Origin of the sequence: Streptomyces sp. NPDC086549 (assembly GCF_044746205.1) — a bacterium.
Lineage (GTDB): Bacteria > Actinomycetota > Actinomycetes > Streptomycetales > Streptomycetaceae > Streptomyces.
In genome coordinates this window covers 81,005-107,399 of sequence record NZ_JBIVBS010000007.1, presented here as the reverse complement: position 1 = coordinate 107,399, position 26,395 = coordinate 81,005, and the positions used below count along the sequence as shown (strand labels likewise).

The 26,395-nt window shown below is 71.4% G+C and carries 19 protein-coding genes; 5 read left to right on the top strand and 14 right to left on the bottom strand.

Annotated features, from left to right (window positions below):
- Window positions 1-30: 30 nt before the first annotated feature.
- Window positions 31-1,380 (top strand): polysaccharide lyase family 1 protein, encoded by a 1,350-nt coding sequence (locus tag ACIPSA_RS23030; RefSeq protein WP_402637847.1) that lies wholly within the window; start codon window positions 31-33, stop codon window positions 1,378-1,380.
- A gap of 265 nt (window positions 1,381-1,645) precedes the next feature.
- Here the strand turns inward: ACIPSA_RS23030 and ACIPSA_RS23025 are convergent, their stop codons facing one another.
- Both ACIPSA_RS23025 and ACIPSA_RS23020 read right to left on the bottom strand, forming a co-directional pair.
- Window positions 1,646-2,527, bottom strand: a complete 882-nt coding sequence (locus ACIPSA_RS23025) for a helix-turn-helix domain-containing protein (RefSeq protein WP_402637846.1) — start codon at window positions 2,525-2,527, stop codon at window positions 1,646-1,648.
- Window positions 2,528-2,835: 308 nt separating this feature from the next.
- Window positions 2,836-3,618, bottom strand: a complete 783-nt coding sequence (locus ACIPSA_RS23020; protein WP_402637845.1) for a hypothetical protein — start codon at window positions 3,616-3,618, stop codon at window positions 2,836-2,838.
- Window positions 3,619-3,746: 128 nt separating this feature from the next.
- On the opposite strand from ACIPSA_RS23020, the gene ACIPSA_RS23015 reads away from it, so the two are divergent.
- Complete coding sequence (locus ACIPSA_RS23015) at window positions 3,747-4,094, top strand: DoxX family protein (protein ID WP_402637844.1); 348 nt, start codon at window positions 3,747-3,749, stop codon at window positions 4,092-4,094.
- Between the two features lie 24 nt (window positions 4,095-4,118).
- Here ACIPSA_RS23015 and metG (ACIPSA_RS23010) read toward each other — a convergent pair whose 3' ends face one another.
- The 7 genes from metG (ACIPSA_RS23010) to ACIPSA_RS22980 all read right to left on the bottom strand — a co-directional run bounded on the left by metG (ACIPSA_RS23010) (window position 4,119) and on the right by ACIPSA_RS22980 (window position 14,463).
- The gene (gene metG, locus ACIPSA_RS23010) at window positions 4,119-5,756 is read right to left on the bottom strand and encodes a methionine--tRNA ligase (RefSeq protein ID WP_402637843.1); all 1,638 of its coding nucleotides are present in this window, start codon (window positions 5,754-5,756) and stop codon (window positions 4,119-4,121) included.
- Between the two features lie 4 nt (window positions 5,757-5,760).
- On the bottom strand, window positions 5,761-7,470 hold the full coding sequence (gene metG / locus ACIPSA_RS23005; protein WP_402637842.1) for a methionine--tRNA ligase: 1,710 nt from the start codon (window positions 7,468-7,470) through the stop codon (window positions 5,761-5,763).
- A 146-nt stretch (window positions 7,471-7,616) separates the two neighbouring features.
- Window positions 7,617-9,668, bottom strand: a complete 2,052-nt coding sequence (locus ACIPSA_RS23000) for a VWA domain-containing protein (RefSeq protein ID WP_402637841.1) — start codon at window positions 9,666-9,668, stop codon at window positions 7,617-7,619.
- Window positions 9,669-9,775: 107 nt separating this feature from the next.
- The gene (locus ACIPSA_RS22995) at window positions 9,776-11,725 is read right to left on the bottom strand and encodes an FUSC family protein (protein WP_402637840.1); all 1,950 of its coding nucleotides are present in this window, start codon (window positions 11,723-11,725) and stop codon (window positions 9,776-9,778) included.
- 47 nt (window positions 11,726-11,772) lie between these two features.
- Window positions 11,773-12,684, bottom strand: coding sequence for an endonuclease/exonuclease/phosphatase family protein (locus ACIPSA_RS22990; protein WP_402638128.1), 912 nt, complete (start codon window positions 12,682-12,684; stop codon window positions 11,773-11,775).
- A gap of 43 nt (window positions 12,685-12,727) precedes the next feature.
- A complete protein-coding gene (locus ACIPSA_RS22985) occupies window positions 12,728-13,666 on the bottom strand; it encodes a hypothetical protein (RefSeq protein WP_402637839.1) in 939 nt (312 codons plus the stop codon).
- A gap of 350 nt (window positions 13,667-14,016) precedes the next feature.
- Entirely contained in the window at window positions 14,017-14,463 is a 447-nt protein-coding gene (locus tag ACIPSA_RS22980; protein ID WP_402637838.1) for a hypothetical protein, read from the bottom strand.
- A gap of 71 nt (window positions 14,464-14,534) precedes the next feature.
- Here ACIPSA_RS22980 and ACIPSA_RS22975 point away from each other — a divergent pair, with 71 nt between their 5' ends.
- Together ACIPSA_RS22975 and ACIPSA_RS22970 are read left to right on the top strand one after the other, a co-directional pair.
- Window positions 14,535-15,728 carry a PP2C family protein-serine/threonine phosphatase gene (locus tag ACIPSA_RS22975; protein WP_402637837.1) on the top strand — a complete coding sequence of 398 codons (1,194 nt, stop codon included), beginning with the start codon at window positions 14,535-14,537 and terminating at the stop codon, window positions 15,726-15,728.
- Window positions 15,729-15,845: 117 nt separating this feature from the next.
- Complete coding sequence (locus ACIPSA_RS22970) at window positions 15,846-16,901, top strand: hypothetical protein (protein WP_402637836.1); 1,056 nt, start codon at window positions 15,846-15,848, stop codon at window positions 16,899-16,901.
- A gap of 16 nt (window positions 16,902-16,917) precedes the next feature.
- Here ACIPSA_RS22970 and ACIPSA_RS22965 read toward each other — a convergent pair whose 3' ends face one another.
- From ACIPSA_RS22965 to ACIPSA_RS22955, 3 genes are all read right to left on the bottom strand, one after another.
- Window positions 16,918-18,873, bottom strand: coding sequence for an Ig-like domain repeat protein (locus ACIPSA_RS22965; protein WP_402637835.1), 1,956 nt, complete (start codon window positions 18,871-18,873; stop codon window positions 16,918-16,920).
- A 115-nt stretch (window positions 18,874-18,988) separates the two neighbouring features.
- Complete coding sequence (locus ACIPSA_RS22960; protein WP_402637834.1) at window positions 18,989-20,230, bottom strand: amidohydrolase; 1,242 nt, start codon at window positions 20,228-20,230, stop codon at window positions 18,989-18,991.
- Between the two features lie 117 nt (window positions 20,231-20,347).
- Window positions 20,348-20,887 carry a hypothetical protein gene (locus tag ACIPSA_RS22955; RefSeq protein WP_402637833.1) on the bottom strand — a complete coding sequence of 180 codons (540 nt, stop codon included), beginning with the start codon at window positions 20,885-20,887 and terminating at the stop codon, window positions 20,348-20,350.
- 531 nt (window positions 20,888-21,418) lie between these two features.
- On the opposite strand from ACIPSA_RS22955, the gene ACIPSA_RS22950 reads away from it, so the two are divergent.
- Entirely contained in the window at window positions 21,419-23,107 is a 1,689-nt protein-coding gene (locus ACIPSA_RS22950; protein ID WP_402637832.1) for a DUF4012 domain-containing protein, read from the top strand.
- Here ACIPSA_RS22950 and ACIPSA_RS22945 read toward each other — a convergent pair whose 3' ends face one another.
- The gene (locus ACIPSA_RS22945; protein WP_402637831.1) at window positions 23,108-24,871 is read right to left on the bottom strand and encodes an aminotransferase class V-fold PLP-dependent enzyme; all 1,764 of its coding nucleotides are present in this window, start codon (window positions 24,869-24,871) and stop codon (window positions 23,108-23,110) included.
- The gene (locus ACIPSA_RS22940) at window positions 24,868-26,328 is read right to left on the bottom strand and encodes a polysaccharide biosynthesis tyrosine autokinase (RefSeq protein ID WP_402637830.1); all 1,461 of its coding nucleotides are present in this window, start codon (window positions 26,326-26,328) and stop codon (window positions 24,868-24,870) included. Before ACIPSA_RS22940 ends, ACIPSA_RS22945 begins: the two co-directional genes overlap by 4 nt.
- Between the last annotated feature and the right edge of the window lie 67 nt (window positions 26,329-26,395).

Genomic DNA, 26,395 nt, shown 5'->3' with positions numbered 1-26,395 from the left:
CGTGAACCACAACCACGTAAGGACTCCCCCGTGGCCTCTGCCTCTCACCGCCGGTCCCTCCGTACGCGGCGCGCCCTCGTCGTCTCCGCCGCCGTCGTGGTCGCCGGTGCCGGTGCCGGTTTCTTCGTGATGAACGCGAACGCCGGTGGCACCGACCTGTACCACCAGACGCTGGACGCCAAGGACGGCTGGGCGTCCTCCGGATCCGGTACGACCGGTGGCTCGAAGGCCGACTCCGCGCACACCTTCACCGTCAGCACCCGCGCGCAGCTCGTGAAGGCGCTGGGCTCGGCGTCCGACACCGCCCCGCGCATCATCAAGATCAAGGGCACCATCGACGCCAACACGGACGACTCGGGCAAGAAGCTGACCTGCTCCGACTACGCGTCGGGCACCGGGTACTCGCTCTCCGCCTACCTGAAGGCGTACGACCCCGCCGTCTACGGCCGCTCCAGGCTGCCCTCGGGTACGCAGGAGAAGGCCCGCGCCGCGGCCCAGACCAAGCAGGCCAAGAACGTCGTCTTCAAGGTGCCGGCCAACACCAGCATCGTCGGCGTGCCCGGCACCAAGGCGGGGATCACCGGCGGCATGCTCCAGATCGAGAAGGTGGACAACGTCATCGTCCGCAACCTGACCTTCTCCGCCACCGAGGACTGCTTCCCGCAGTGGGACCCGACCGACGGCGACGACGGCAACTGGAACTCGGACTACGACGCGGTCACCCTGCGCGGCGCGACCCACGTCTGGGCCGACCACAACACCTTCACCGACGCGGCGCGCTTCGACAGCGCCAATCCGAAGTACTTCGGCCGCGAGTACCAGATCCACGATGGTGAGCTCGACATCACCAAGGGCTCCGACCTGGTGACCGTCGAGCGCAACCAGTTCACCAACCACGACAAGACGATGCTGATCGGCAGCAGCGACACCGACAGCGTCGGCAAGCTGCGCGTCTCCATCCACCACAACGTGTGGAAGGGCATCGTCCAGCGTGCGCCGCTGACCCGGATCGGGCAGGTGCACATCTACAACAACTACTACGACACGACCACCCTCAACGGATACGCGCTGCAGTACAGCATCAACTCCCGCGCCAAGGCCCAGGTCGTCGCGGAGGACAACTACTGGAAGGCCGCGTCCGGCCAGAAGCTCTCCAAGCTGCTCAGCGGCGACGGCACCGGCTCGGTCGCGGGCAGCGGCAACCTCGTCAACGGCACGGCGACCGACCTCGTCGCCGCCTACAACGCCGCGTCGTCGAAGAAGATCAGGACGACGGTGAACTGGACGCCGACCCTCACGGCCGGCCTGGAGACGTCCGCCAGGAACCTGCCGACGGAGCTGGCGACCACGACCGGCGCCGGGGTCCTCTCCGTCGGCTGAGCGATCAGGGCCGGGGAAGCGGTGACACCCGGGGGAAGCTGCCGGTGTTTCCAGCCTCCAGTTCAGCCGCGTACTGCCCACATGGCTTCGTCCAGGACGGCGCTCAGCTCGTGCAGAGCTGCCCGAGCGGTGGCGGGGTCCGCGTGTTCCAACCTGCTCTGCGCGTGAGTGAAGCAGGAGGACAGGGCAGTTGGTGATGGTCACCTGAAGGGGTGAACGCGGCTGCGAGCCGATCTCCGGTGGGCGTCGGGTCCTGGCCGAATCGTCAGGTGGACGTGCGCGTCGGTTGCCGGAGTTCGCGGCATTCCTGGCAGTCGCGTGGGTCGGGGCCTCGGTAGCCGCGGTCGCAGGTGTCGCAGTTGCGGAGTGGGTGCCGGACGGGCGGGGGTGGTTCGGGGGCGCGGAACGGCGGCAGGGGCGGGAGCTGCGCGGCCAGGCGGTGGGCCAGTAGGGCGGCCGGACGGCGCAGGGGGTCCTGGGGGAGGTCCCTGGTCAGGGCGTCGCGTACGGCGGTGGGGGTGAGGTCGCGTTCCAGCCAGGCGGCGACGCCGGGGGCGAGGTGTTCGGCGTCGGTGGCGGAGAGGAGGAGGCGGGGGTCTGCGCGGCGGAGGCCGGCGAGGAGGTCGAGGGCTGTCTGGAGGAGGGCGGGCGAGGCGCATGCGGGTTTCGGTACGGAGGGGAGGAGCTTGCGGGGCGGGGGCCTGTCGGCGGCCGTGCGGCGGGTGGGCCTGCTGGAGGTGTCGGCTGCGGTGCCGCTGTGTCCGGGCATGTTGCAGGAGACCGTGCGGGTCACGATCCGGCCGGTGGGCATGCGTTCACGGGTGCGGTGGAGGTAGCCGTGGGCTTCGAGTTCGCGCAGGGCGGCGGCGATACGGGTCGGGCCCTCGGGGAAGCGGGCGGTGAGCGTCTTGATATCGATGGCGGCGCCGGTCGGGAGCGACTGGATGTGGCAGGCCAGACCGATGGCGAGCAGGGAAAGCTCGCGGTGCTGGGTGAGGTGGTTGCCGATCACCGTGAAGCGGGTGGTGTGGCGGACGTTGTCGTGGATGACTCCGCCGGGGTGCGCTTTCTGGTCCCGATGAGGGTGGTTTTTGCCCGGGATACGGGACTGGGCGTGCGGGCGCGCGCTAGGGTTTTCGGTATCCATCGGGAAGCCCTACTTCCTCGGTGGTCAGGCCCTCGCATTGGGATTGGCGTCCCGGCGGGGGCCGTCGCATGTCTGCGGTTGCGTTGTGGTGCTCGCGCTGAGCGTAGGGCAGACAACCCCTCCCGAATCCAGCCGAGTTGGGCATATTCACTCGCGGGAGTGAGTTTGCGCGACGGGCGGGAGGGGTGGGGCTTGGTTGGGTTTCTTTCTCCCCGTCGTCCTTTTAGGGAAGAGCGCCGGTCGCACCGGAGCGTGACCTGCTGTGCTTCGGTGCGGAGGGTGGACCCGTGCTCCGTTCCCATAGCCTCTCAGGAGCGGCGCCACCAGCGGCGTCGCTCGCGAGGGGTGGCGGGGGCGCCGTCCGCGACGGTGGCGGTGGTGAGGGCCGTGCGGATGTGGTCGAACGTAGCCACCGGGTGGTGGCCGAAGCCGTGGTCGTCGGGTGGGAGGACCAGGCCGGCGCAGACCAGCTTGAAGCTGTCGCCCTCCAGGCGGAGACCGAGGAAGACCGGGGCGCCCACGCAGCCCTGCGGGAGTTCGGTGCTCCAGCGGATCGTTCCGTCCGTGGCGCGGGCCAGGGCGCCGACCACCACCGCCTGATCCCGTTCCCCCTCCGCGCCCACGTCGTGGGCGAGGGCGAACGCCGTGACCGGCTCGGCGGTGATCCTGGCGATGTCCTCCGCGCGCGCCGCGATGCCGTCGGTTATCTCGTCGGTCCGCCAGCGCCAGCCCTTGCGGTCGGCGTACGCGTGCAGGCCCCCGGTGGGCATCAAGGCCACGCCCAGGCCGTCGAGGTGCGTCCAGCCCTCGGCGAAGGAGGTCAGCAGCAGCTTCTCCGCGCTGGGGGCCGGGTCGCACAGCTCCGGCCGTATGGTCACCTCGGCCAGGTCCATGCGGGTCTGCTCGGCGGCGGTCACCAGGTACTGACGGACCGTTTCTTCGTCCCCGTCCTTCGCCACGAGATCGTTGAACCAGAAGGCGGTGGCGTACGGACCCGGGTGGTTGGCTCGCTGGAACGGCAGCGTCGCGCCGCTCGCATGGGCGATAACCGCGTCGATGGTGGCTTGTCCGAGGTCAGGGAGTTGCGACATGAGCGGGGAGCCTAGCTGCCGGGGTGAGAGGAAAATTCCCCGGGTTCCTGTCACACGTGCCTGTCCGCCGGTGTCAGAGGAGTGTCCGGGTGCCTGGGTGCCCGGTTCTGATCCCGAAGGAGCTTCTGATGCACATCGCCTACGTCGCCGTCACCCTCCTGGCCGCCCTGATGGCCGGCTTCTCCGGCACCGTCCTCCTCATGCGCGCCCAGTGGATCGTCAAGGCGCTCGACGACTACCGGGTGCCCCGCCCGTGGTGGACCTGGCTCGGGCTGGCCAAGGCCGCCGGAGCCGTGGGGCTGGTGGCCGGGCTGTTCGTGCCGTTCGTCGGGGTGGTTGCCGGGGCGGGGCTGGTGCTCTACTTCGCCGGGGCCGCCGTGACCGTGGCGCGGGCGCGGTGGTACTCCCACATCCCGTTCCCGCTCGTCTACGCCGCCCCGGTGATCGGTGCGCTCGCCCTCGGCCACGCGGCCTGAGGGCGGGCGCGTCCGCCGCCGGTGTCAGGCGCCCGGCTTCTCCTCCAGGCGCGGGAAGAGGACCGCGCCCTTGGTCACCGTCGAGCCGGCCGGGAGCCTGCCCCACTCGCCGGCCTCCTGGATCCGCTGGCCGGCCAGGGCGCCGAGGGACGCCTCGGCGCCGAGGGAGTCCCAGAGCTTCTGGGAGGTCTCCGGCATGACCGGGTTCAGCAGGACGGCCACCGCGCGGAGCGACTCCGCCGCTGTGTACAGGATCGTCGCCAGGCGGGCCTTGCCCTCGGGCGAGTCGTCCTTGGCGACCTTCCACGGCTCCTGCTCGGTGAGGTAGCCGTTCACCTGCTTGACGAAGTCGAACACGGCCAGGATGCCGCCCTGGAAGTCCAGCTCGTCCCCGATGCGGCGGTCGGACTCGGCGGCGGCGCGGGCGAGGCCCTCGTGGATCGCCGCCTCCGCCTCGCCGGCGGCCGTCGCCTCGGGCAGCGCGCCGCCGAAGTACTTGCCGACCATCGCGGCGACCCGGGAGGCGAGGTTGCCGTAGTCGTTCGCCAGCTCGCTCGTGTACCGGGCGGTGAAGTCCTCCCAGGAGAAGGAGCCGTCCTGGCCGAAGGCGATGGCGCGCAGGAAGTACCAGCGGTACGCGTCCACCCCGAAGTGGGAGGTCAGGTCCTGCGGCTTGATGCCGGTCAGGTTGGACTTCGACATCTTCTCGCCGCCGACCATCAGCCAGCCGTTCGCGGCGACCCTGCCGGGCAGGGGCAGGCCCTGCGCCATCAGCATCGCCGGCCAGATGACCGCGTGGAAGCGGAGGATGTCCTTGCCGACCAGGTGCACGTCGGCAGGGAAGGTGGACTCGAACTTCTCCTGGTTCTCGTTGTAGCCGACCGCCGTGGCGTAGTTCAGCAGAGCGTCGACCCACACGTAGATCACGTGCTTGTCGTCCCAGGGGACCGGGACGCCCCAGTCGAAGGTCGAGCGGGAGATGGACAGGTCCTGAAGGCCCTGCCGTACGAAGTTCACGACCTCGTTGCGCGCGGACTCGGGCTGGATGAAGCCGGGGTTGGCCTCGTAGTGGGCGAGCAGCTTGTCGGCGTACTCGCTCAGCTTGAAGAAGTAGTTCTCCTCCCGGAGGAGCTCCACCGGCTTCCTGTGGATCGGGCACAGCTTCTGGCCCGCGAACTCGCCCTCGCCGTCGAGGAGTTCGCCCGGCAGCTTGTACTCCTCGCAGCCGACGCAGTACGGGCCCTCGTAGCCGCCCTTGTAGATCTCGCCCTTGTCGTGCAGGTCCTGCACGAACTCCTGGACGCGGTCCTTGTGGCGCTTCTGCGTGGTGCGGATGAAGTCGTCGTTGGCGATCTCCAGGTGCTCCCAGAGAGGCCGCCACGCCTCCGTGACCAGCCGGTCCGCCCACTCCTGCGGGGTGACGCCGTTCGCCTCGGCCGTACGCAGGATCTTCTGCCCGTGCTCGTCGGTGCCGGTGAGGAACCAGACGCGCTCGCCGCGCCCGCGGTGCCAGCGGGCGAGCACGTCCGCCGCGACCGTGGTGTAGGCGTGGCCCAGATGCGGTGCGTCGTTGACGTAGTAGATGGGGGTCGTGACGTAGTACGACGACCCGTCGGACGACGGGTCGGACGACGGGTCGGACGACGGGTTCGGGGTCGTCACGGTGTCATCCTTCCTGACCGCCGAAGCGCTCCTTGTACGTCTCCAGGTCCTCGTCCGTGAGCTTGGCGAACAGGACCGGCGGGACCGTGAAGGGGGTGCCGGCGGGGACGGAGGAGAGGGACTTCGCCTCGTCCGCCGTGACCCACACGGCTGTGTCTTCCGTCAGGTCGAAGGCCGCGCGCATCGTCGCCGCCGTGCTCGGGATGAGGGGCTCCGAGACCACCGCGTACAGGTGGATCAGGTTCATCGCCGTGCGCAGGGTGAGGGCCGCGCCGTCCTTGTCGGTCTTGATCTCCAGCCAGGGGGCCTTCTCCTCCAGGTAGGAGTTGCCCGCCGACCACAGGGCACGCAGGGCGGCGGCCGCCTTGCGGAACTGGAGCGCCTCCATGTGCTCCTCGTACTCGGCGAGAAGCCGGGCGATCTCCTCGCCGAGCCGCGCCTCCGCCTCGCCCGGCTCGCCGCCCGCGGGGACGTCGTCGCCGAAGCGCTTACGGGAGAAGGACAGGACGCGGTTGATGAAGTTGCCGAGCGTGTCGGCGAGGTCCTTGTTGACCGTGGCGGTGAAGTGCTCCCACGTGAAGGACGAGTCGTCGGACTCCGGGGCGTTGGCGATGAGGAAGTAGCGCCAGTAGTCGGCCGGGAGGATCTCCAGCGCCTGGTCGGTGAAGACACCGCGCTTCTGGGAGGTGGAGAACTTTCCGCCGTAGTACGTCAGCCAGTTGAAGGCCTTGACGAAGTCGACCTTCTTCCACGGCTCACGCACGCCCAGCTCGGTGGCCGGGAACATCACCGTGTGGAAGGGGACGTTGTCCTTCGCCATGAACTCCGTGTAGCGGACGTCCGTGTCGACGTCGTACCACCAGGACTTCCAGTCGCCGCCGGTGGCGTCCGCCCACTCCTTCGTCGCGCCGATGTACTCGATCGGCGCGTCGAACCAGACGTAGAAGACCTTGCCCTCGGCCGCCAGCTCCGGCCAGGTGTCGGCCGGGACCGGGACGCCCCAGTCCAGGTCGCGGGTGATCGCGCGGTCGTGCAGGCCCTCGGTCAGCCACTTGCGGGCGATGGAGGAGGCCAGGTGCGGCCAGTCCTTCTCGTGGCGGGAGACCCACTCCTCGACCTCGTGCTGGAGCTTCGACTGGAGGAGGAAGAGGTGCTTGGTCTCGCGGACCTCCAGGTCGGTGGAGCCGGAGATCGCGGAGCGCGGGTTGATCAGGTCGGTGGGGTCGAGGACCCGCGTGCAGTTCTCGCACTGGTCGCCGCGGGCCTTGTCGTAGCCGCAGTGGGGGCAGGTGCCCTCGACGTAGCGGTCCGGGAGGAAGCGGCCGTCGGCGGGCGAGTAGACCTGGCGGATCGCGCGCTCTTCGATGAAGCCGTTCTCGTTGAGGCGGCGGGCGAAGTGCTGGGTGATCTCGACGTTCTCGGAGGACGAGCTGCGGCCGAAGTAGTCGAAGGACAGTGCGAAGCCGTCGTAGACCGCCTTCTGGGCGTCGTGCGCCTGGGCGCAGAACTCGGCGACCGAGAGGCCCGCCTCCTTCGCGGCCAGCTCGGCGGGGGTGCCGTGCTCGTCCGTCGCGCAGATGTAGAGGACGTCGTGGCCGCGCTGGCGGAGGTACCGGGAGTACACGTCCGCCGGGAGCATGGACCCCACCATGTTGCCCAGGTGCTTGATCCCGTTGATGTACGGAAGGGCGCTGGTGATGAGGTGTCGAGCCATCGGGGGCTGCTCCCAGGTCGGTCTGTTGCTGCTATTGCGAACCTTGAAATCGTAGCCGACATGTGTATGCCGCCCGCTTCCCGTTTTACGGGGTGAGAAGCGGGCGGCATCGGGGTGGGGGGAGAGCCACGGGGGGTTAGGGGAGGTTACGGGCGCCAGTTCGCCAGTACGCCCTCGTAGAGCTCCGTGTCCGTGAGCTCGCGGGGGGTCGGGCCCGCGTGGAAGAAGGACGTGTTGTCGGTCTTCAGTTTGCGGAGGTAGTCGAAGGCCTTGTTGTCGTGCTCACCGAAGGCGACGAAGGAGAAGAAGACGGTGCGGTGGTTCTTCGCGGCGTCCGTGAGGGACTGGGTGGCGGGGGTCTTGGCGTCCGGGGCGCCGTCCGTCTGGAAGACGACGAGGGCGGGGGCGGTGGGGTCGTCCGACTTGTCGCGGTGGGCGAGGACCGCCTCCACGGCGGCGTGGTAGCTGGTGCGGCCCATGCGGCCGAGGCCGGCGTGAGCCTCGTCGATCTTGTTCTCGTGGGCGGTGAGGGTGAGGTCGGCGGTGCCGTCGACCTCCGTGGAGAAGAAGACGACGTGGACCGTGGCCTCGGGGTCGAGGTGCGCGGCGAGGGCGAGGGTCTGCTCGCCGAGGGCCTGGGCGGAGCCGTCCTTGTAGTACGGGCGCATGGAGGCGGAGCGGTCGAGGACGAGGTAGACCTTGGCTCGGGTGCCGGTGAGGTCGGCCTTGTCGAGGGCGGCTGCGGCGGCGTCGTAGGCGGTGACGAGTCCCTGCGGGGGCTCGGCGGCGTTGGCCTCGGCTTCGCCTTCGGCCTTTTCGTTCCCACCCGCACCACCCGTGCGGGTCTCGTTGTCGGCTGCGAGTGGCTCCTGCGGGGCGTCCTCGCCGTCGGCGGCCTCCGGTTCGTCGGCCGTCTGGGCAGCCGCAGGCTCCGCCTCCGCCTCGGGCTCGGGAGTGGCTTCCGCCGTCGGCTCCGCCTCGGCGACGGGCTCGGGCTCGGTCTCGGCGACGGGCTCAGGCTCTGCCACCGGCTCCACCTCGGCTTCGGCGGCCGGCTCAGGGTCGGAGGCGATCTCGGCCTCCGGCTCGGTGGGCTCCACCAGCGGCTCGGCCTCGGTCTCCGGCTCGATGTCGGCGGCGGCCTCCACCTCGGCCTCGGCCTCGACGGTCGGCTCCGCCTCGACCACAGTCACCGGCTCCGGCTCGGTCTCCACCACCGGCTCGGCCTCGGCGACGGGCTCGACCTCGACCTCGGCCTCGACGGTCGGCTCCGGTTCGGCCACCGGCTCTGCCTGTGCCTCGGCCTCAGCCGCCGGCTCGGTCTCGGCGACGGGTTCCAGCTCCGCCTCGGCGGTCGGCTCCGGTTCGGCCTCAGCCTCCGGCTCCGCCTCGGCGGCGGGCTCTGCCTCGGCCACAGCCACCGGCTGCGGCTCGGGCTCAGCGGCGGGCTCCACCTCGACCTCGGCGGTCGGCTCCTGCTCGGCCACCGGCTCTGCCTGCGCCTCGGCCACAGCCTCCGGCTCGGGCTCAGCGGTGGTCTCCAGCTCCGCCTCAGCGGCGGCCTCGGTCTCGGCGGTCGGCTCCGCCTCGACCACAGCCACCGGCTCCGGCTCAACCGCTGGCTCGGTCTCGGCCACAGCCTCCGGCTGCGCCTCGGCCTCGGCGACGGGCTCGGTCTCGGCGGTCGGCTCCGGCTCCGGTTCGGCCACCGGTTCTGCCTGCGCCTCGGCCACAGCCGTCGGCTCGGTCTCGGCGACGGGCTCCGGCTCCACCTCGGCCACAGCCTCCGGCTGCGCCTCGGGGTCAGCGGCGGGCTCCACCTCGGCCTCGGCGGTCGGCTCCGGCTCGGTTTCGGTCACCGGCTTTGCCTCGGCGACAGGCTCTGGCTCGGCCTTGGTCACCGGCTTCGGCTCGGTGGCCGGCTCTGTCGTCGGAGTGGGTTCCGTCGTCGGCTTGGGGACCGTGACGTTGTTGAAGGCCGCCGATACCAGCTCGTGCTCCGCCGAGGAGGACGAGCGGGGCTCGGGGACGTGGGCGGTGGTGGTGGGCTCCGGCTCGGGGGCCGGAGAGGGGATCGAGGTGGGGGTGGAGGTCGGCTCCTGCTCCTGCGAAGGAACTAGTTCCGCACCCTCTGCCTCGGCGGTACGACCCTTGCGTGACCGGCCGAATGCGTTCCGCAGGAGAGTGAGAATGCCCATGTGCGCAACCCTTCGCGTGAGTTGTTCCCGTCAATCCCTGGCCAGGACGGACACGTAAGGTTAGCGGCCAAACAGCGTGATCTTGAGGAGGGGCGGCAGTGGCGGATTCAGCGCGGTGACGCGATCGCCCTGGCCGCCGCCACCTCCTGCCGCAGCGGTTCCAGGACGCTTCCCGACGGGCCCGTGAGGTCCGTCCGGACCGCGACCAGGGTCTCCGCCTCGCGGACACCGTCCGACAACTCCCTGAGCTGCAGAGCGACCTGGTTGATCTCGGCCGGGGACGGGGGAGGCGCGCCGTGCCGTACCCGGACCCGGGCCGCCGTCGTCGCGTCGACGATGCGCTCCACGGCGACGACCAGGGGCCACCAGGCGGCGGCGCGGCGGCCGGTGGGCGGAGGTTCGGTGAGGGCGCGCTGGAACTCCGTCCGGATGACGGAGAGGTCGCGGTAGAGGCGGCGGCGCATACGGGCGCGGGCCGCGGGGTCCGTGTCCTTTCCGAAGGCCGATTCAACGTAGCGTGCCGTGTCTGCGACGGCGTCCGCCAGGCGGTCGCCGACCCGGGTGTGCCAGCTCTCCGGCCAGAGCAGGTAGCCGGCGATCAGGGCGATGGCGCAGCCCAGGAGCGAGTCCATCAGGCGGGGCAGCAGGAGTGCCGTTCCCAGGTGGTTCAGGATGTCCGACAGGAGCAGGATCACCGGGGTGATCGCGGCCGTCTGGTAGCCGTAGCCGCGGGGGGTGAACGCCGGGATCAGGGGCGCCAGGACCATCATCACCGGTACGTCCCACCAGCCCCTCGGCACCTGGGAGAGGACCACGGCCGCCACCACCAGCCCGGCCACCGTGCCCAGCGCGCGCAGCAGTGCCCGGGAGAAGACCGAGCCGAAGTCGGGCTTGAGGACGAAGGTGACGGTGAGGGCGACCCAGTAGGAGCGGGGGACCGGGAAGATCGAGACCAGGGCCTGGGCGATTCCGATGCACAGGGCCAGGCGCAGGCCGTAGCGCCAGGAGTTGGCGGAGAGGGTGACGTTGCGGGCGGTTCGGGCGGTGCGGATGCCGAGAGTTGCCGGGCGGCCGAGGCGGTCGTCGATGCCGCGTGGGTCCGCGTCGGGGGTGGCGACGACGTCGGCCGCGTGCCGCAGGGCGTGGTCGACGGCCCGGGACGTCTCGGTGGTGGGAGTGGGGAGATCGAGGGCTATCGGCCCGTTGTAGCCGGCCTCCACCGCCTGGGCGAGGTTGCGGACCGCCTCCGGGACCTGCGGCGCGAGGCTCTTGCCCGCGAGGCGGACGGCGGGGGCCGCCTCGACGATCGGGGTGATCGCGTTCAACTGTGCGAGCAGCCGGGTCAGTTCGGGGCTGCGGCCGTGGTGCCGGGCGCGGCGGGCGAGGATGAGGTCGTACGACTGGTTCAGGGACTGGGTGACGGCGTGCCGGGCCACGTCGTACTCCCCCGCGGCCCCCGGTTCGGTGCCGCAGGCGGTCAGCAGGGTGGCCACGGTCCGGTAGGTGTCGGCGACCGCCGCCCGTTCCGGCACCCCGGACCGTAGTGGCCAGGCGAGCAGGGCGAACAGGAGGACGAGCAGGCCGCCGGCGGTCATCAGCGCCGGGGCCAGCCACCATGCGCCGGGGAGCGGAAGTCCCGCGCCGATCACGGCGTTGAGCAGGAGGACCAGGCCGGACACGGAGGCCACCGCGCCGATCGTCGAGATCATCCCGGAGATCAGCGCGACGCCGGTGACGACGGCGACCGTGAGCCAGCCCTGACCGTGGAAGAGCGCGCCGAGGGTGATGCCGACGGCGCCGAAGAGCTGGGGAATCGCGATGTTGAGGATCCGTATGCGGTAGGCGTCGGCGGTGTCGCTGATGACGCCGGACAGGGCGCCCATGGAGGCGAGGGCGCCGTAGGCGGGCTCTTCCGCCGCGAGCCCGATGGCGAGGGGCAGCGCCATGGCGACGGCCGCGCGGGCCATGGCGGCCCAGTTGAGGGGGGCCTGCTGGGGTTGGAGGTTCCGGACCAGCCAGTCGGGAGGGGTGAGGCCGATGGGGAACTCGCGGGACATGCGGCCATTATCGCCGCTCACCACCGCCCCACCGCAGCGGCTTCGGGTCATTTCCGCTGGTGGAGTGTGATGTCGACGAGCAGTGCACGGTGGTCGGTGTGCGCCAGGCGCAGGAAGCGGGCGTCGGTCGCGGAGAAGTCCCGGGACACCAGGACGTGGTCGATCTGGGCGCCGATCACCGCGGACGTCCGGGCGGGCCAGCTGGGGGTGCGGTCGTGGCCGGCGAGGCGGGCGGCGTCGTACAGGCCGGTGTCGAGGATGCGGCGGAAGGCGGCGTGGTCCTGGGAGGCGTTGAAGTCGCCGGCCAGGATGGTCGGGGTCCGTCCGCCGGCCGCGGCGAAGTCGCGCAGCCGGCCCAGCTCGCGGCGCCAGACGCCGAGCTGACCGGGCAGCGGGGGCATGGGGTGGGCGAGTTGGAGGCGGACGTCGTGTCCGCGTACGTCGGCGACTGCGCCGGGCATGCCCATGGTGCCGGGGACGCCGTCGGTGCCGTGGAGCGGGAAGCGGCTGAGGACGAGCGAACCCGCGGAGCCGCCCGCCTCGACCGCCTGCCGGTACGGGTAGGCGGTCGCGAAGTCCCGTTCCAGGGCGGCCTGGCAGGTGTACTCGCACTCCTCGACGAACACCAGGTCGGGACGCAGGCGCCGGATCTCGGGGACGAGGGAGCCGGTCCCGCGCCCGAACTCCACGTTCGAGGTCAGTACCCGCAGCTGGGCCACGGGCGCGCCGGTGGGCTCGGTGACCCTGCCGTACGGCTCGATGAACCACGCCAGCAGTCCGAGGACGGCCACCCCCCACACCAGCCCCGGCCACCATCGCGTCCGGAACGCGCACAGCAGTGCCACGGCCGTGGGGACCAGCAGCCAGGGCAGGAAGGCCAGCAGCTGCGGTACGGGGGTGACACCGTCGGTGTCGGCCGTACGGCAGCCGACGACCGCGCTCACAACGGCGAGCAGCAGCGCCGCACACCAGGCGCCGAGTCTTCGTCCGGCCCGCCGGGGGCTACCGGCCCCCGGCTCCCCGTTCGGCTCGAACGGTCTCGTTCCCGAACCCCGGACGGGCTGGTAGGTCACGCGTACGAGCGTACAGAACCCGGACGTACCGGGTCAGCCACACCGTCATCGCCACCGCCAGGCCGAGGCCCACCAGCAGCCAGGAGACCGTGCGCAGGGTGGCGGTCAGGGCGTCGTAGACGGCGCCCACGGCCGGGTGGGACACGTCGGCGGGCAGGTCGGCGAGGGTGAGCCGACGGCCGACGGCGAGGGCGGCGCCGAGCAGGGCGCCGCCCAGGGCCGTGCCGAGCGCGACGGAGACGACCGCGCGGCGGCGGTGGACGGCGAGGGCGATCCCGGCGACGGCGAAGACGACGGCCGCGACGGGAAGCCAGAAGCCGGCGACTTCGAGCATGTGGAAACCCTTCCGGAGGGGAGCCAGTCGGCCCGCCGGGAGCACGGCGACCGCGGTGTGCTCGACCGGGATGCGGGCCGCGAGCGGTACGTGGTCGTGGGCGAGTTGCTGCTTGACCTGCGCGGTGAGGGGGGCGAGATCGACGGTCACGGCGTCTTCGGGCTCGTCGTCCCCGGCGCGGAGCGCGCGCAGGACGGCGTCGTGCGTGGCCCGGTTGCCCTCGTCCCAGGCCAGACGGAAGGCCGGGGTCTGGGTGAAGGAACGCACCGCCTCGTGCACGAAGGGCCCGACCTCGCCCCGCAACCGGCGGACGTCGAACCGGTTGTCGACCTCGCGCATGATTCCGGCGCCGACGGTGTCCGCGACGGCGTTGCACACGTCCGGGTCGGTGGCGAGCGGCGCCATCGTCGTGACGTACCGGCCGGTGTCGGCGAGCCCGTACGCCGCCCAGGCCGCCAGCGCGCCGAACGGCACCAGCAGGCAGGACAGGGCGATCAGCGCCGCCGACAGGGCGCTCCTGAGGCGTGGGGGCACGCTTTCAGGCAAGGGCCCGGAGGCGGGGCGCGCGAGCGGTGCGACTGCATTCGGGCGTATTCAAGGGGCAGTCAGGGGTATTCAGGGGCATTCGGAGCACAAGGTCCAGCCGAACGGGCGTCGCACCGACGGTCCCCTCGGCGGGTCCGGGACTCCGCGCTCCGGTGGAGGGTTGACCCGAACGGGTGTTTCCTGGAACCGGAACGTCTCCGACCGGGACGGGAAGGAGCGGGTGAGGTGGGAACAGGGGAGCGCGCGGGCCCCGGCCGTCGGGCCGGGGTCCACGCGTGCCTTCTTCCGGGTCGGCTTCCGGGGCGGCTTCAGGGCCGACTTCAGGGCCGGCTTCCGGGTCAGCGGATCCGGTGTCCCTCCGCGTCCTCGTGCGTGTAGTAGCGGTAGAACAGCGTGCAGAACACCGCCGCGCCGATGACCACGCCCAGGATCGTGGATTCCAGCACGGTGTGGCCGTGGCCGCTCAGGCTGTACAGGAACCCGACCGCGATGGCCGTGAAGGCTCCCCACAGCACCGCGTGCACTTCGCGTGGCAGCCGCGGGGCCAGGGCCTGGATCCCCATGTACACGGCGGCGAACACGATCGCGGTCACGAAGCCGAACAGCAGGTTCCAGCCGGTGATGGGCCCGCCGTAGCGGACGTTGGCCGCGGCCCAGTACCCGTAGACGAGCCCCAGTGTCACGGGCCACGCCCACCTGGCGATCGCATGGGCCCGCTCGCTGAACACGTCGGGCGGACCGACTCGCCGGGTCACCGCCCGGGACGCGGGTGCCGCATGAGCCATGAGAGCACTCCTCTCTCCTCGCCCCCGCCTTCCAGAGCACACCTGGGGCGGGTGCCTGGCAAGTCGACCGGATGCGGCCCGCACCCTCCCGTGTTTGGCTGAGGTGCGTGACCGACGACGAGGACCTGCGGCGGCAGCAGCCGCTGCGGATCCGTGGGCGGAGTGTCGCCTGGGTGGCGCCGCTGCTGCTGCTCGTCGGGATCGGGGTGATCGACTACAACACCACCGAGCGGTTCCGGATCATCTCCTGGACCGTCCTCGTGCCCGGTACCGCCGCCGCGATCTGCGGGGTGTGGACCACGGCCGGGTTCGCGCTGCTCTCGATCGCCATGTACATCGTGCTGGACAGCACCTGGCCCAACGAGTTCCAGGCGGGCATGCCCGACTTCATCCTGGTCGCCCTCGGCGGTGTGATGGCCACGCTGGCCTGCGCGGTCCGGGTGCGCGGCGAGCGGCGCCTGCTGCGCATGCGGGCCATCGTCGAGACCACCCGCCGTATCGTGCTGCGGCCGCTGCCGCCGCGCTGGGCGGGGCTGGAGCACGCGGAGGCCTACCTCGCCGCGGACACCGAAGCCCGCATGGGCGGCGACTTCTACGACATCCAGCCCGGTCCGTACGGCGCGCGCGTCCTCATCGGGGACGTGCAGGGCAAGGGGCTGGGCGCGGTGGAGGCGGCGGCCGCGCTGCTCGGCACCTTCCGGGAGGCCGCGTACCACGAACCGGACCTCGCGACCGTTGCCGCCCGCCTGGAGACCCGCATGCTGCGCCACCGCCTCCACACCTCCGCCCTCGGCCGGGACGACGGCGACCGCTTCGCCACCGCCGTCCTGCTCGGCTACTCGGACGCCGACGCCGGCACGGTCGAGATCGTCAACTTCGGCCATGAACCGCCGCTCGCGGCCGGCCCGCACGGAGTGCGCCGGCTCCCGCCCGGCGACCGCCTCCCCCTGGGCCTGGCCGACCTCCTCCCCGGCGCCGGACCGCCGGTCACGGTCCGTGTTCCCGTCGCCCCCGACGAGACGCTCCTGCTCACCACGGACGGCGTGACCGAGGCCCGGGACGGCCGCGGCTCCTTCTACCCGCTCGACGAGCAGGTCTCCCGTGCCGTGGCCGCCGACCCGGGCGTCGCCGAACCGGGGCGCATGGTCGAGGTCGTCCGCGACGGCGTCCTGCGCCACAGCGGCGGTCTCCTGGGCGACGACACCACGATCTTCGCGGTCCGCCGTCCCCAAGGGGTCGCGTTGGAGGGAGGTTTGTGGCTCTGACACCTCTGTTTGCAGCCGCAGCGGTTACGGTGCTGCCCTGACCGATCACCGGGATCGACGACAGCGGGATCGACGACACCGGGATCGACGACAGCGGGACCGACGACAGGGGGGACGATGCCCGGAACCGTGCTGCTGCTCGCGGCCTCGCCGATGGGCCGGGGGCAACTGGTGGACGCGGCCTCCGTGCTCCCCGTCCTGGCGGCCGTGGCCCCCGCCGTGCTCTCCGGCACGGACACCGCCAACGTGGTCGAGTTCGCCGACCCCCTGGAACCGCAGGCCGTCCTCACCCGCCTGCGCGCCGCCGCGGCCGCTCCCGGCCCGCTGACGGTCTTCGTCACCGGCCAGCTCCAGCTGGACCGCCGCCAGCGCCTGCCCCATCTGGCACTGGCCCGCACCACCGCCGCGACCGTCCGCTACACGGCCTTCCCCTGGCACTGGATCCGCGAGGAGCTGCGCCTGCGCCCGACCGGTGCGACGACCCTCGTCGTCGACCTGCACGCGGACGCCGAGACCTGGGAACATCTGGCCGCCAACCCGCTCGACTCCGGTCGCAACAACGCCGTTTACGGCCGCATCGCACCGCCGCCGCCCCGCCGTGGCGTCGGCCGGCCGTCGTACATGAAGGCGGCGGCGACGATCCTGCGCAGCGGGCATCGGCCGCCGCTGGAGCAGTTGCACCAGCAGGTGGTCACGCGGCTGGCGGCGGAGGCCGCCACGAATGTCCTGCTGACCGCCGCGACGCCGCAAAGCGGTGACCCGCACGCGGCCATCGCCGCCGCCGTCGAGGCCGGGCGGCACGCGGAGGCCGACGGGCTCGCCGCGGGGTGGGAGCAGGCCGCGGCGCGGGCGCACGGCCCCGGCTCCGAGGACGCGCTGCACTGGGCCGAAGTCCGCGCGGATCTGGCGATGTTCGCGGGGGACCCGGTGCGCAGCTGCCGTACCTGGCTGACGGTCGCCTCCGCCCGGCTGGCCGCCGGGCAGGCGGCGGACGCGCCCGCCGTGGAGGCGGCCGCGGACCGGGCCCACCACCAGTGGGGGTGCATCAAAGACACGGCGCGGGCCCGTGAACTCGGGCCCACGCTGGCGGAGTTGAGGCTCAGGGTGCCGGGGCGGAAGGAGGGTGCGCTGGACCATGTCCAACAGCACCTGCGTCAGCTCCAGACCCAGTGAGACCCCGGCCGGTGGCTCAGCTGGTGAAGGTGAAGTACTTCCAGGCGCCGTGCGTCGTGGAGTTCACGGTGTCACCGGAGCTGCTGTTGAGGTACGAGGAGCGGGCCCGGAAGCGCCAGCCGACGTCCTGGCCGTGGTCGCCGCCCAGCTCCACCCGGGAGACACCGTCGGAGCCCACCGGGAAGTACTGCGAGCCGCCGTCGTACCAGGTGCCCTGGTAGTACACCTCGAACTGCAGGCGCTGCTGACGGCCCGGGTAGTACGTCATCGTGGTCGTGAACAGCGGGTTCTTCGACTTGTGGAAGAAGTAGTACGTGTGGCCCCACGTGCTCTTCGTCTTGTACTGCCTGCTGACCGACGTGGACACCTTCACCTTGGCGCCGACCGTGCTGGACACGGACCGGGGCTGGTAGCGGGCGTCGCCCGCGAACTTCGCCGTGACCTTGGTGTCCCGCTTCAGGTCCAGGGTGACGGAGAGGTTGCCGCTGGAGTTGACCGTGCCCTTCTTCACCAGCTTGTTGGGCTTGTCCGAGCCGAACGGGTCGGCCCAGATCTCCACCGTGCGGTTCTTGTAGGTCGACCCGAGGTGCGCCGTGAACTTCACGTCGGCGCCGTACGCGTACACCTTGCCGTTGTTGCTGACCGACAGCGACGGCTTGGCGCGCGAGACGTCGACGGTGTCGGCGGCGGAGCCCGCCGCGTGGTCGGCGTCACCGGCGTACCGCACCGTGTACTTCACCTTGCCGCCGGCCGGCGGGGTGTCCGTGAAGGAGTACGTGCCGTCGGCCTTGGCCGTCACCGTGGCGAGGGACTTGCCGTTCGGGGAGTCCAGATCGGTGCGGGTGACGGCCAGCTTGACCCCCGCCGGGAGCGCGACCTTGGAGGTCACCTTGCCCGTGACGGTGAGCTTCTTGGCGCGGGCCGCGGACGACGGGGCGCTCACCGTGACGGTGGTGACCGCCTTGGTGGGGCCGGCGAGGACGCGCAGGGAGTAGGCGCCGTCGCTGTTGTACGACACGGCGAACAGGCGGGAGGCGTCGGGCGCCCAGGCGAGGGCGCCGTCGGCGAGCCGGTCGGTGGTCCGGAAGTCGTACTCCCGTACCGAGGTGTGCGCACCCGGCTTGAAGACGTAGATGTCCGGCTCGTACGGGCCGTCGATGCCCGCCGCGACGGAGCCGTCCGGAGCGATGTCCACCGCGTTGGCGTAGTTGTCGGAGGGGTACTCCCCGTCCGGTGCCAGGTCGGAGGTCCGGTAGACGGTGTGGTGGTTGGGTCCCGGGCTGGCCAGCACGACGTCGTTGCCGTCGGGCGTGAGGGTCAGCTCCTTCATGCCGCCGCCGTCCGCGTCCCGCAGTGCGGTCCGGGTGGGCGTGCCCGAGGAGACGTCGTAGGCGGCCAGGTGCTGCGGGCTCCGGCCCGGCTGCCCCGCGACCAGGGTGTTCCCGGCGGCGTCCACCATCGGGGCGGCGGTCCAGTCCTCGTCGGGGAAGAAGGACGCGGGCTGTCCCGCGGCGGCCAGGTCGATCGAGCCGATGCCGCCCTGGTTCGCGCCGGGCGCGTAGCCGAACCACAGCTTGCCGTTCGCCTCGGCCAGGTACTTCGGGCTGTACGGCAGGTCGACGTGCCCGACCTGGGTCGCGGAGGCCGTGGCGATCTCGACGACGGCCGGCGGGCCGCCCGCGTAGACGGCCGCGTAGAGGGTGTCGGAGTCGGCCGACAGTTCGAGGTCGGTGACCCCCTGCAGCGAGGTCAGCTGCTTGATGACCTGGCCGTTGTAGTCGGTGACGACGATCTTGCCGTTGTCCGGGTCGCTGATGAAGACCCGCTGGTGCTCGCCGTCCACCACGACGTCACCGACCGACTTGACCGGCAGGGCGGTGGTGGTGTCGGCGAACGCCGGAGTGGCGGTGAGGGCCGCCGAGCTGATGAGGACCGCCAGGGTGGTGGCAGCCGTAAGGGTGCGCTTGCGCACGCTGATTCGAACCCCCCGGAACGAATGAAGAAAAGTGGGTGCCACGGGCACGGCTGTTGTGTGTCCCCTGTGAGCCGTGTGGCAGTTGGGTGAAGCCTAGGTCGCGAACACTAGGTCATGCCACTGACAAAAGAGCGAGCGCGCCCGAGACGAGGGTCCGCACACCCGGGGCGACCGTGGACAGGTCGGGCGCGAAGTGCGGGCTGTGGTTGCTCGGCACCGCCCGGAACTTCTCGGTGAGACCGTCGCCGGGGGCCTGGTCCCACACCTCGGCCGGAGTGGTCGTCACGAACCAGTAGGAGTACGGGATCGAGCCCGCCGCCAGCTGCGGGAAGTCCTCGCTGCCCATCGCCGGGCCCGGGTCGAAGACGGTTCCCTCGCCGAAGACCTCGCCGTGCACACCGGCCACCCGGCGGTCGGTGTCCGCATCGTTGACCGTCACCGGGAAGGTGTGGCCGACCGTCACCTCCGGCTCGCGCGGGCAGCCGGCCGACAGGCACTCGCCGCGCGCGATGCGCCGGATCGCGGCGAGCATCCGCTCCCGCACCTCGTCGGACTGGGTGCGCAGATTCAGGGCGATGCGCGCCTCGGAGGGGATGATGTTGTGCCGGGTGCCCGCCTCGATGCGGCCGACGGTCAGGACGGCGGACTCGCCGGCGGCGAGCTCGCGGGAGACGACGGTCTGCAGCCGGGTGACGAGGAACGCGGCCGTCACCACCGGGTCCACGGTCGACTCGGGCCGCGAACCATGCCCGCCGCGCCCGTGCACGACGATGTCGACGTCCGTCGCGGCGGACATGATCAGCCCCGGCGCGTGCGGGTAAAGGCCGGCGGGTCCCGGGGTCGCGTGCTGCCCCAGCAGCACGTCCGGGCGCGGGAACCGCTCGTACAGCCCGTCCGCGACCATGTGGGCCGCGCCCTGCCCGGTCTCCTCGGCGGGCTGCCCGACCAGCAGCAGCGTCCCCGACCAGGTCTCCCGCCCGGCGGCCAGCGCGGCGGCCGCCCCGGCCAGCCAGGTGACGTGCAGGTCGTGCCCGCAGGCGTGCATCACGCCGTCCGTCCGCGAGGCGTACGGCAGCCCGGTCTCCTCGCGCACCGGCAGCGCGTCCATGTCGGCGCGCAGCAGCACGACAGGACCGTCCCCGTTGCGCAGCAGACCGGCGACACCGGTTCCGCCGATCCCCTCGGCCGTCTCGAACCCGGCCGCCCGCAGCCGCCCGGCGAGCTTTCCGGCGGTGCGGTGCTCGCGCAGGGACAGCTCGGGGTGGCGGTGCAGGTCCCGGTAGAAGTCCTCCAGGTCCGGGACCGGGAGGTCGGCGGTGAGATCCAGCGCGGTACGGGCGGCGGGAGAGGTCACGGGGTCAGCGTAGGCGGCCACGGTGGGACACGGGGTCCGGTCTCACCGGTCGGCCGCTGCGCTGATGTGCCGCTATTGCGTTGTGCCGCTGTTGCGTTGTGCCACTGTGAGGGGGCGTCAGCTCTGTCCTGAGCTGCGGCGACGGCGTACGGCCAGCATGGTGCCGCCGCCTGCCGTGATCAGGGCCGCCGCGGCGCCGCCCAGAGCCAGGGCGCGCTTGTCGCCGGTGGCTGCCAGCACACCGTGGTCCGAGTGGCCCCGGCCGTCGTTGCGGTGCTGCGGGGCGTGTCCGTCGAGTCGGACCGGTTGGCCGTGTCCGCCCTGGGGGCGGGGCTGGTTGGGCCTGCCGGGCCGGCTGGACCTGCGTACCACCGTCACCTTGGCGGAGCAGCTGCGGTCGGGATTCTTTCCGACGAGGCTGAAGTCGTACCCGCCGATGGGCGTTCTCCTCGGGACGGTCACGGTCCCGGTCACCTTCCCGTCGGCATCGGCCCGGTACCGGCCGAGGACGAAATGCGCTCCCGGAGCCGGCACGGACCGGGGCACCACGGACCGGTCCAGCCGCGCGGAGATGCTCTGCCGGGCGGTGAAACCCGTCGCGGTGAAGGTGAAACTGCCTCCCTGGGGCACCACATATGTGCTGAGGCTCAGGGTCATCGGCGGCTCCCCCGTTGGCGGGTATGGCTGTGCGGAGGCGGCTTGCGCCCCCACCAGCGGTGCCGCCACAAGCGCGGCAGCCGATACCGCTGAAGCCAGCGAAACCTGCCATCTCTGTGATGCCGTCATCTTCGATCACTCTCCTTTCGAATTCGGTTCAGGGCCGCACTCCCCAGCGGCAGCCGTTTCGCCATCTATCTAAGGCCGACAAACGGGACGTAGATCAAGCTGCCGCGCTGCATGATCGAGAACCTGACCCGTTCACTGGGCCGTTCGGGTCGAATTCGGCAATCCGACGCGGTGAGCATTGCAACGCCTTCTGGTGACCGTCATTACTGAGGTGAACCGAGGTGGCCCGAATGCCGCGGCCGGTGGCGGAAGATCTCCTTCGAGGCAAGGGCGAGGTGCGAAGTGAAGCCGTTTTCCTGGCGGGCCCGCCTGCCGGGCCTGGCTGTCTTTCCTCGGGTCAGGAGGCGTCCGCTCGGCCGGTGGATCCTCCGGGGCGCCGGGGCTGCCGGTCTGGTGTCAGCCGTGTTCGCCGGCTGGCTGCTGTGGGAGGTCCGCACGGTCCAGAGCAATCTGGCCGCGGCTCAGGCGGCGGGCCGGCGACTGCTTGCCGAGACGGTCGGGCATCGCCGGCCCTCGGACGAGGCTCTGCGCTCCGTCCGGGAACACACGGCGGCCGCCCGGGAGGCGACCGCCGCGCCGGTGTGGCACGTGGCCGAGAAGCTCCCGCTGCTGGGCCCGCCGCTGCGTACCGCCCGGGGACTCGGTGTCGCGGCCGATGAGATGGCCACCGGAGTGCTGCCGGAGGCGGTGCGGCTGCAGCGGATGTTCGAGTCCGGGCAGATCGTGCACGACGACGCTGTCGATCTGCGGCGGCTCTCGGCCGTCGCGCGCCTGCTGGAGGGTGTGCAAGGCCGGCTGACCGACGTCCGGGCGGACTTGGGCGGCCTGCCCCGCTCGACCGGGGTCCACCGTCTCGACACGGCACGGCAGCAGCTGTCCGACGGGGTGACGCGCCTGTCCGGCTCGGTCTCCAGGGCGGGGGCGACGACGCGACTGCTGGTGCCGTTCCTGGGTGCCTCCGGGCCGCGTTCCTACTTCCTCGCCTTCCAGACCAATGCCGAGGCCCGGGGCACCGGTGGGCTCGTGGGGTCCTTCGGCATCGTGACCGTCGACCGCGGCCGCATCACCCTGCACGACTTCGCGTCGAATGACGTGCTGCCCTATACCGACACCCCCGTGGCGCGTTTCGGGCCGGAGTTCGACCGTCGTTACGGCGCCGCCGAAAGCGCGCAGGGCGTGGCCAATTCCAATCTCTCCGCCCATTTTCCCTATGCGGCGCGGATCTGGGTCGGCCTGTGGCAGCGACACACGGGCCGGCGGCTCGACGGGGCCATCGCGACCGACCCGGTGGGGCTTGCCCGTGTACTCCGGGCAACCGGGCCGGTTCGGCTTCCGGACGGAAAAGAGCTGACGGCGGCGAACACCGTGGAGCTCACCGAGAGCACCTCCTACGCCTTGTACGACGACAAGACCGAACGCAAGCGTTTCCTGGTGCACGTCGCGCAGTCGGTCGCCGCTGCCCTGCTGCATCGCGACCACGATCCGGTGGCCCTCCTCCAGGCGCTGCGGCAGAACGCCGAGGAAGGCCGGCTGCGGGTATGGAGCGATGACGCCTCCACCGAGGCGGCGCTGGAGGAAGGCGGGCTGGCGGGCGACATCTCCGAGAGAAAGGGCCCGCTCGCCTACCTCGTGGTCAACAACACCGCGGGAAACAAGCTGGACTACTACCTGGGCCGGTCACTGACGTACGAACTCGGTCCCTGCCAGGACGGTACCCGTCCCAGCGAGGTGCGGATCAGGCTGACCAACGCGGCCCCCACCGCGGGCCTGCCCGCCTACGTCACCTACCGGTCCGATGATCCCAAGCACCCGCATCCGCACGGGTCCACACGGATCTGGCTCTCGCTGTATGCCAGTTCGGGTGCGCAGTTCACCGGTGGGACCCTGGACGGGCGGCAGCTCATGCTGTCGTCCACCGAGGAGCGCGGTCACCCGGTACTCGGCACCCAGCTGGAGCTCATGCCCGGTCAGACCCGTGAGTTGGTCATCCGTCTGCTGGAACCGGCGTCGGACCGCCCCCCGACGGTGCCCGTACAGCCGTTGGTGAGGCCGCAGGTCACCAAGGTGTCCGGCAGGCCGTGCGCCAGGTAGTCAGACGCCCAGGGCCTGCCTCACGGTCGTCACCACATGGTCGAGATCGGCGTCGGTCAGTCCGGGGTGAACCGGCAGGGACAGCACCTCGCCGGTCATCAGATCGGCACGGGGAGTGTCGCCGCGGATGATCCGGGGATGGTCGCGGTAACAGTCGTAGTCGAAGACCAGCCGCGGATAGAACACCCGGGCCTCGACGTTCTCCTGGTCCAGGGCCTTGATCAGAGTCTGGCGGTCGGCCGGCGCGTGGCTGGTGAGCCGGATCGTGTACTGGTGCCAGACGTGCAGCCGGCCGTCCGGCTGCCGGGGGGTGACGAGCCCGGGGATGCCTGCCAGGCCGGCGGTGAGCCGGGCCGCATGAGCGGCCCGGCGACGGTTGATCTCGGGGAGCCTGCCCAGCTGGACGGAGGCGATCGCGGCCTGCATCTCGGTGAGCCGGTAGTTCGACCCTGGCATCACGTGTTCGTAGGCATCGCGCATGCCGTGATTGCGGATCAGTCGTAGCCGGTCGGCGATGCGGTCGTCCTCGGTGGTGACCACGCCGCCCTCGCCGCAGGTGATGTTCTTGCTGCCGTACAGGGAGAAGGTCGCCGTCGAGGCGGCACCGACGGACTGCCCGGCCACCAGCGCGCCGTGTGCCTGCGCGGCGTCCGCGATCACGGCGAGCCCGTGCCGTTCGGCCAGCAGGGTGAGCTCCGGCATGTCCGCCGGGAGGCCGTACAGGTGGACCGGCATGATCGCCCGGGTCTGCGGCGTGATCGCCTCGGCGACGGCAGCCGGATCCAGCAGGAAGTCGTCGCCGACATCGGCGAACCGGGCGGTGGCGCCCACCTCCAGCAGCGCGCTCAGCGTCGCACCGAAGGTCAGTGGCGCGGTGATCACCTCGTCGCCCGGGCCGATGTCGTACGCGCGCAGGGCCGCGATCAGCGCTGTCGTCCCGCTGCTGACCGCGATCGCGTGCGCGGATCCGTGCGCGGCCGCGAACGCCCTCTCGAACTCCGCCACCCGGGGGCCCGCGGCCAGCCTGCCGGACCGCAGCACGGCGATCACCGCCGCTTCCTCATCGGCCCCCAGCATCGGCGCGCTGATCCGGACCCGGTGCCGGCTTTCGTCGGACCGGACCGCTCCGCCGTCGGCGAGGCCGGCACCGGAAGGATCGTCGGCGCACGCGCCGCAGTCGAGGTCCGGTGGCGGCGTGGCGGCCCGGGAGACCACGGTCCCGCAGCGGCACACCCAGCCCCGCGGCCGGGCGGGGTTGCCGGTGACCAGCTGATGGGGGAGCACCGAACGGGTGACCACCGCGCCGGCGCCGACCATCGCCCGAGCGCCGATCTCGGTGCCGCACACGATGGTGGCGCCTGCCCCGATCGAGGCCCCGTCGTGAACCGTGGTGTTCAGCGCCTGCCACTCGCCGGCCGACCGTGGCCGCAGATCATTGGTGAAGACCGCGGCGGGGCCGACGAAGACCTCGTCCGCCAGCCGGACGCCGCGGTACAGCGAGACATTGTTCTGGATCTTCACCCGGTCGCCGACGGTCACGCCGCCGTCCACGAAGACGTTCTTGCCGAGCACGCATTCCCGGCCGATGAGTGCGCCCGTACGGACCTGGCAGTGATGCCAGACGCGGGTTCCCGTGCCGACCACCGCACCCGGCTCCACCTCGGCGGTCGGGTGCACCAGCGGCGGTGCGGGCGGCACGGCCGGTGCCGCGGCGGCTGATCCCGGATCGGTCTTGGCCTGGCCGAGCGGCGTTACGGTCGTCATGATCGTGGTCCCTTTCCGGCCGGGGCGCCGCCGCTCAGGGCCTGCGCACCGGCTCTCGCCCTTGGCAGGAGAGGCGCTCTGCCGATCCGGAGGCCGAAACGGCGGCGCTGGTAGGCGTAGTAGTTGCCGCTGCCGGCGACCAGTCGGGGCGGCGCCATGGAGAAGACCCCGGCCAGCACCGGAGTGCCGACGGACGTCAGCGATTCGGTGACCTGGCGCACCTGCTCGGCCCGGGTCTTGCCGTACCGGGCGACGACGATCGCGCCGTCGCAGTACCGGCCCACCGCGGTGGCGTCCGCGAACGCCAGCGTCGGTGGCATGTCCAGCAGTACGACGTCGTAACGCGAACGCAGTTCCTCGATCAGCTCCGCCATCCTGCGGGAGCCGAGCAGGTCGGCGGGGTCGGGTGGCAGCGTGCCGCTGGTCAGGATGTCGACCGCGTCAGCGGCCCCGGTCCGGATGAGGTCGTCCAGCTCGGCCCGGCCGAGCAGCGCGTCCGTCAGGCCGGCGCCGCCGGGCAGCCCGAGGTACCTGCCGGCCTGCGGTCGCCGCATGTCGCATTCGACGATGATGACCCGGGTGCCACCCGGGCTGAGCGCGACCGCGAGATTGCACACGGTGGTGCTCTTCCCGTCGTCCGGCAGCGCACTGGTGAACATGAACACCTTGCGGGACCTGTCCACCTGCATGAACTCGAAATTGACCCGGAGCTTGCGGAACGCCTCCATCCGCACGCCGCCCAGCTGGGCACCCATCGGCACCGGGTGGCTTCGGGCTTCCCGGTCGTACGGGATGACGCCCAGGACCGGCTTGCCGCCGAGCGACTTGCCGAGCTGGTCGATGGTCTTCAACGAGGTGTCCAGCGAGCGCGCGGCACAGGCCAGCGTCAGACCGGCGAGCAGCCCGAGCCCGAGCCCGGCGAACAGGTTGCGCACGGGCTTCGGCGACACCGGCACGGAGGAGTAGCTCGGCTGCCCGACCACGCGGATCGACACCGGCGGGGTCGCGTCTTTGGCCGGGCGTTCCAACTCGCCGATCTGCCGCGGGAAGATGACCGAGATCGTGCGTGCGATCCGATGCGCCCGCGCCGCCGAGTCGCTGGTCACGGTCGCTCGCAGAAGAACCGTCTGCGGGACCACATGCGCGGAGATGCCGGCCTGCACCACGCTCGCCGGGATCGGCAGCCTGGCCTCCTCGACGACCGATTTGGCCAGCATCGGGCTGGTCAGCAGGTTGGCGTACATCTCGACCTTCTGCTGCGACAGCAGATTGGCCTGGTACGCCTGGATCACGTTGGACAAGTCATCCGGCGCGGACACGACGAAGGTGACGCTGGAGGAGTACACCGGGGCGGTCCGTTTGGTCAGGCCGACGCTGACCGCGCCCGCGAGCAGGGTCACCACGACGATGAGCTTCCAGCGATCTCTGACCAGTCCGAGGAAACTCCGCAGCGTCATACCCGTCTCGCCCTCCTAGCTTGGGTTCACCCGTGCACAGTCGGAGCCGTGCGGCCCGCAGAGACTA

What these genes read in the sequence shown, in the direction of transcription:
- ACIPSA_RS23025 (WP_402637846.1), bottom strand. Translation starts at nt 2,527, where the DNA reads ATGGATACCGAAAACCCTAGCGCGCGCCCGCACGCCCAGTCCCGTATC.
- ACIPSA_RS23020 (WP_402637845.1), bottom strand. Translation starts at nt 3,618, where the DNA reads ATGTCGCAACTCCCTGACCTCGGACAAGCCACCATCGACGCGGTTATC.
- ACIPSA_RS23015 (WP_402637844.1), top strand. Translation starts at nt 3,747, where the DNA reads ATGCACATCGCCTACGTCGCCGTCACCCTCCTGGCCGCCCTGATGGCC.
- metG (WP_402637842.1), bottom strand. Translation starts at nt 7,470, where the DNA reads ATGGCTCGACACCTCATCACCAGCGCCCTTCCGTACATCAACGGGATC.
- ACIPSA_RS23000 (WP_402637841.1), bottom strand. Translation starts at nt 9,668, where the DNA reads ATGGGCATTCTCACTCTCCTGCGGAACGCATTCGGCCGGTCACGCAAG.
- ACIPSA_RS22995 (WP_402637840.1), bottom strand. Translation starts at nt 11,725, where the DNA reads ATGTCCCGCGAGTTCCCCATCGGCCTCACCCCTCCCGACTGGCTGGTC.
- ACIPSA_RS22980 (WP_402637838.1), bottom strand. Translation starts at nt 14,463, where the DNA reads ATGGCTCATGCGGCACCCGCGTCCCGGGCGGTGACCCGGCGAGTCGGT.
- ACIPSA_RS22975 (WP_402637837.1), top strand. Translation starts at nt 14,535, where the DNA reads ATGCGGCCCGCACCCTCCCGTGTTTGGCTGAGGTGCGTGACCGACGAC.
- ACIPSA_RS22970 (WP_402637836.1), top strand. Translation starts at nt 15,846, where the DNA reads ATGCCCGGAACCGTGCTGCTGCTCGCGGCCTCGCCGATGGGCCGGGGG.
- ACIPSA_RS22955 (WP_402637833.1), bottom strand. Translation starts at nt 20,887, where the DNA reads ATGACCCTGAGCCTCAGCACATATGTGGTGCCCCAGGGAGGCAGTTTC.
- ACIPSA_RS22945 (WP_402637831.1), bottom strand. Translation starts at nt 24,871, where the DNA reads ATGACGACCGTAACGCCGCTCGGCCAGGCCAAGACCGATCCGGGATCA.
- ACIPSA_RS22940 (WP_402637830.1), bottom strand. Translation starts at nt 26,328, where the DNA reads ATGACGCTGCGGAGTTTCCTCGGACTGGTCAGAGATCGCTGGAAGCTC.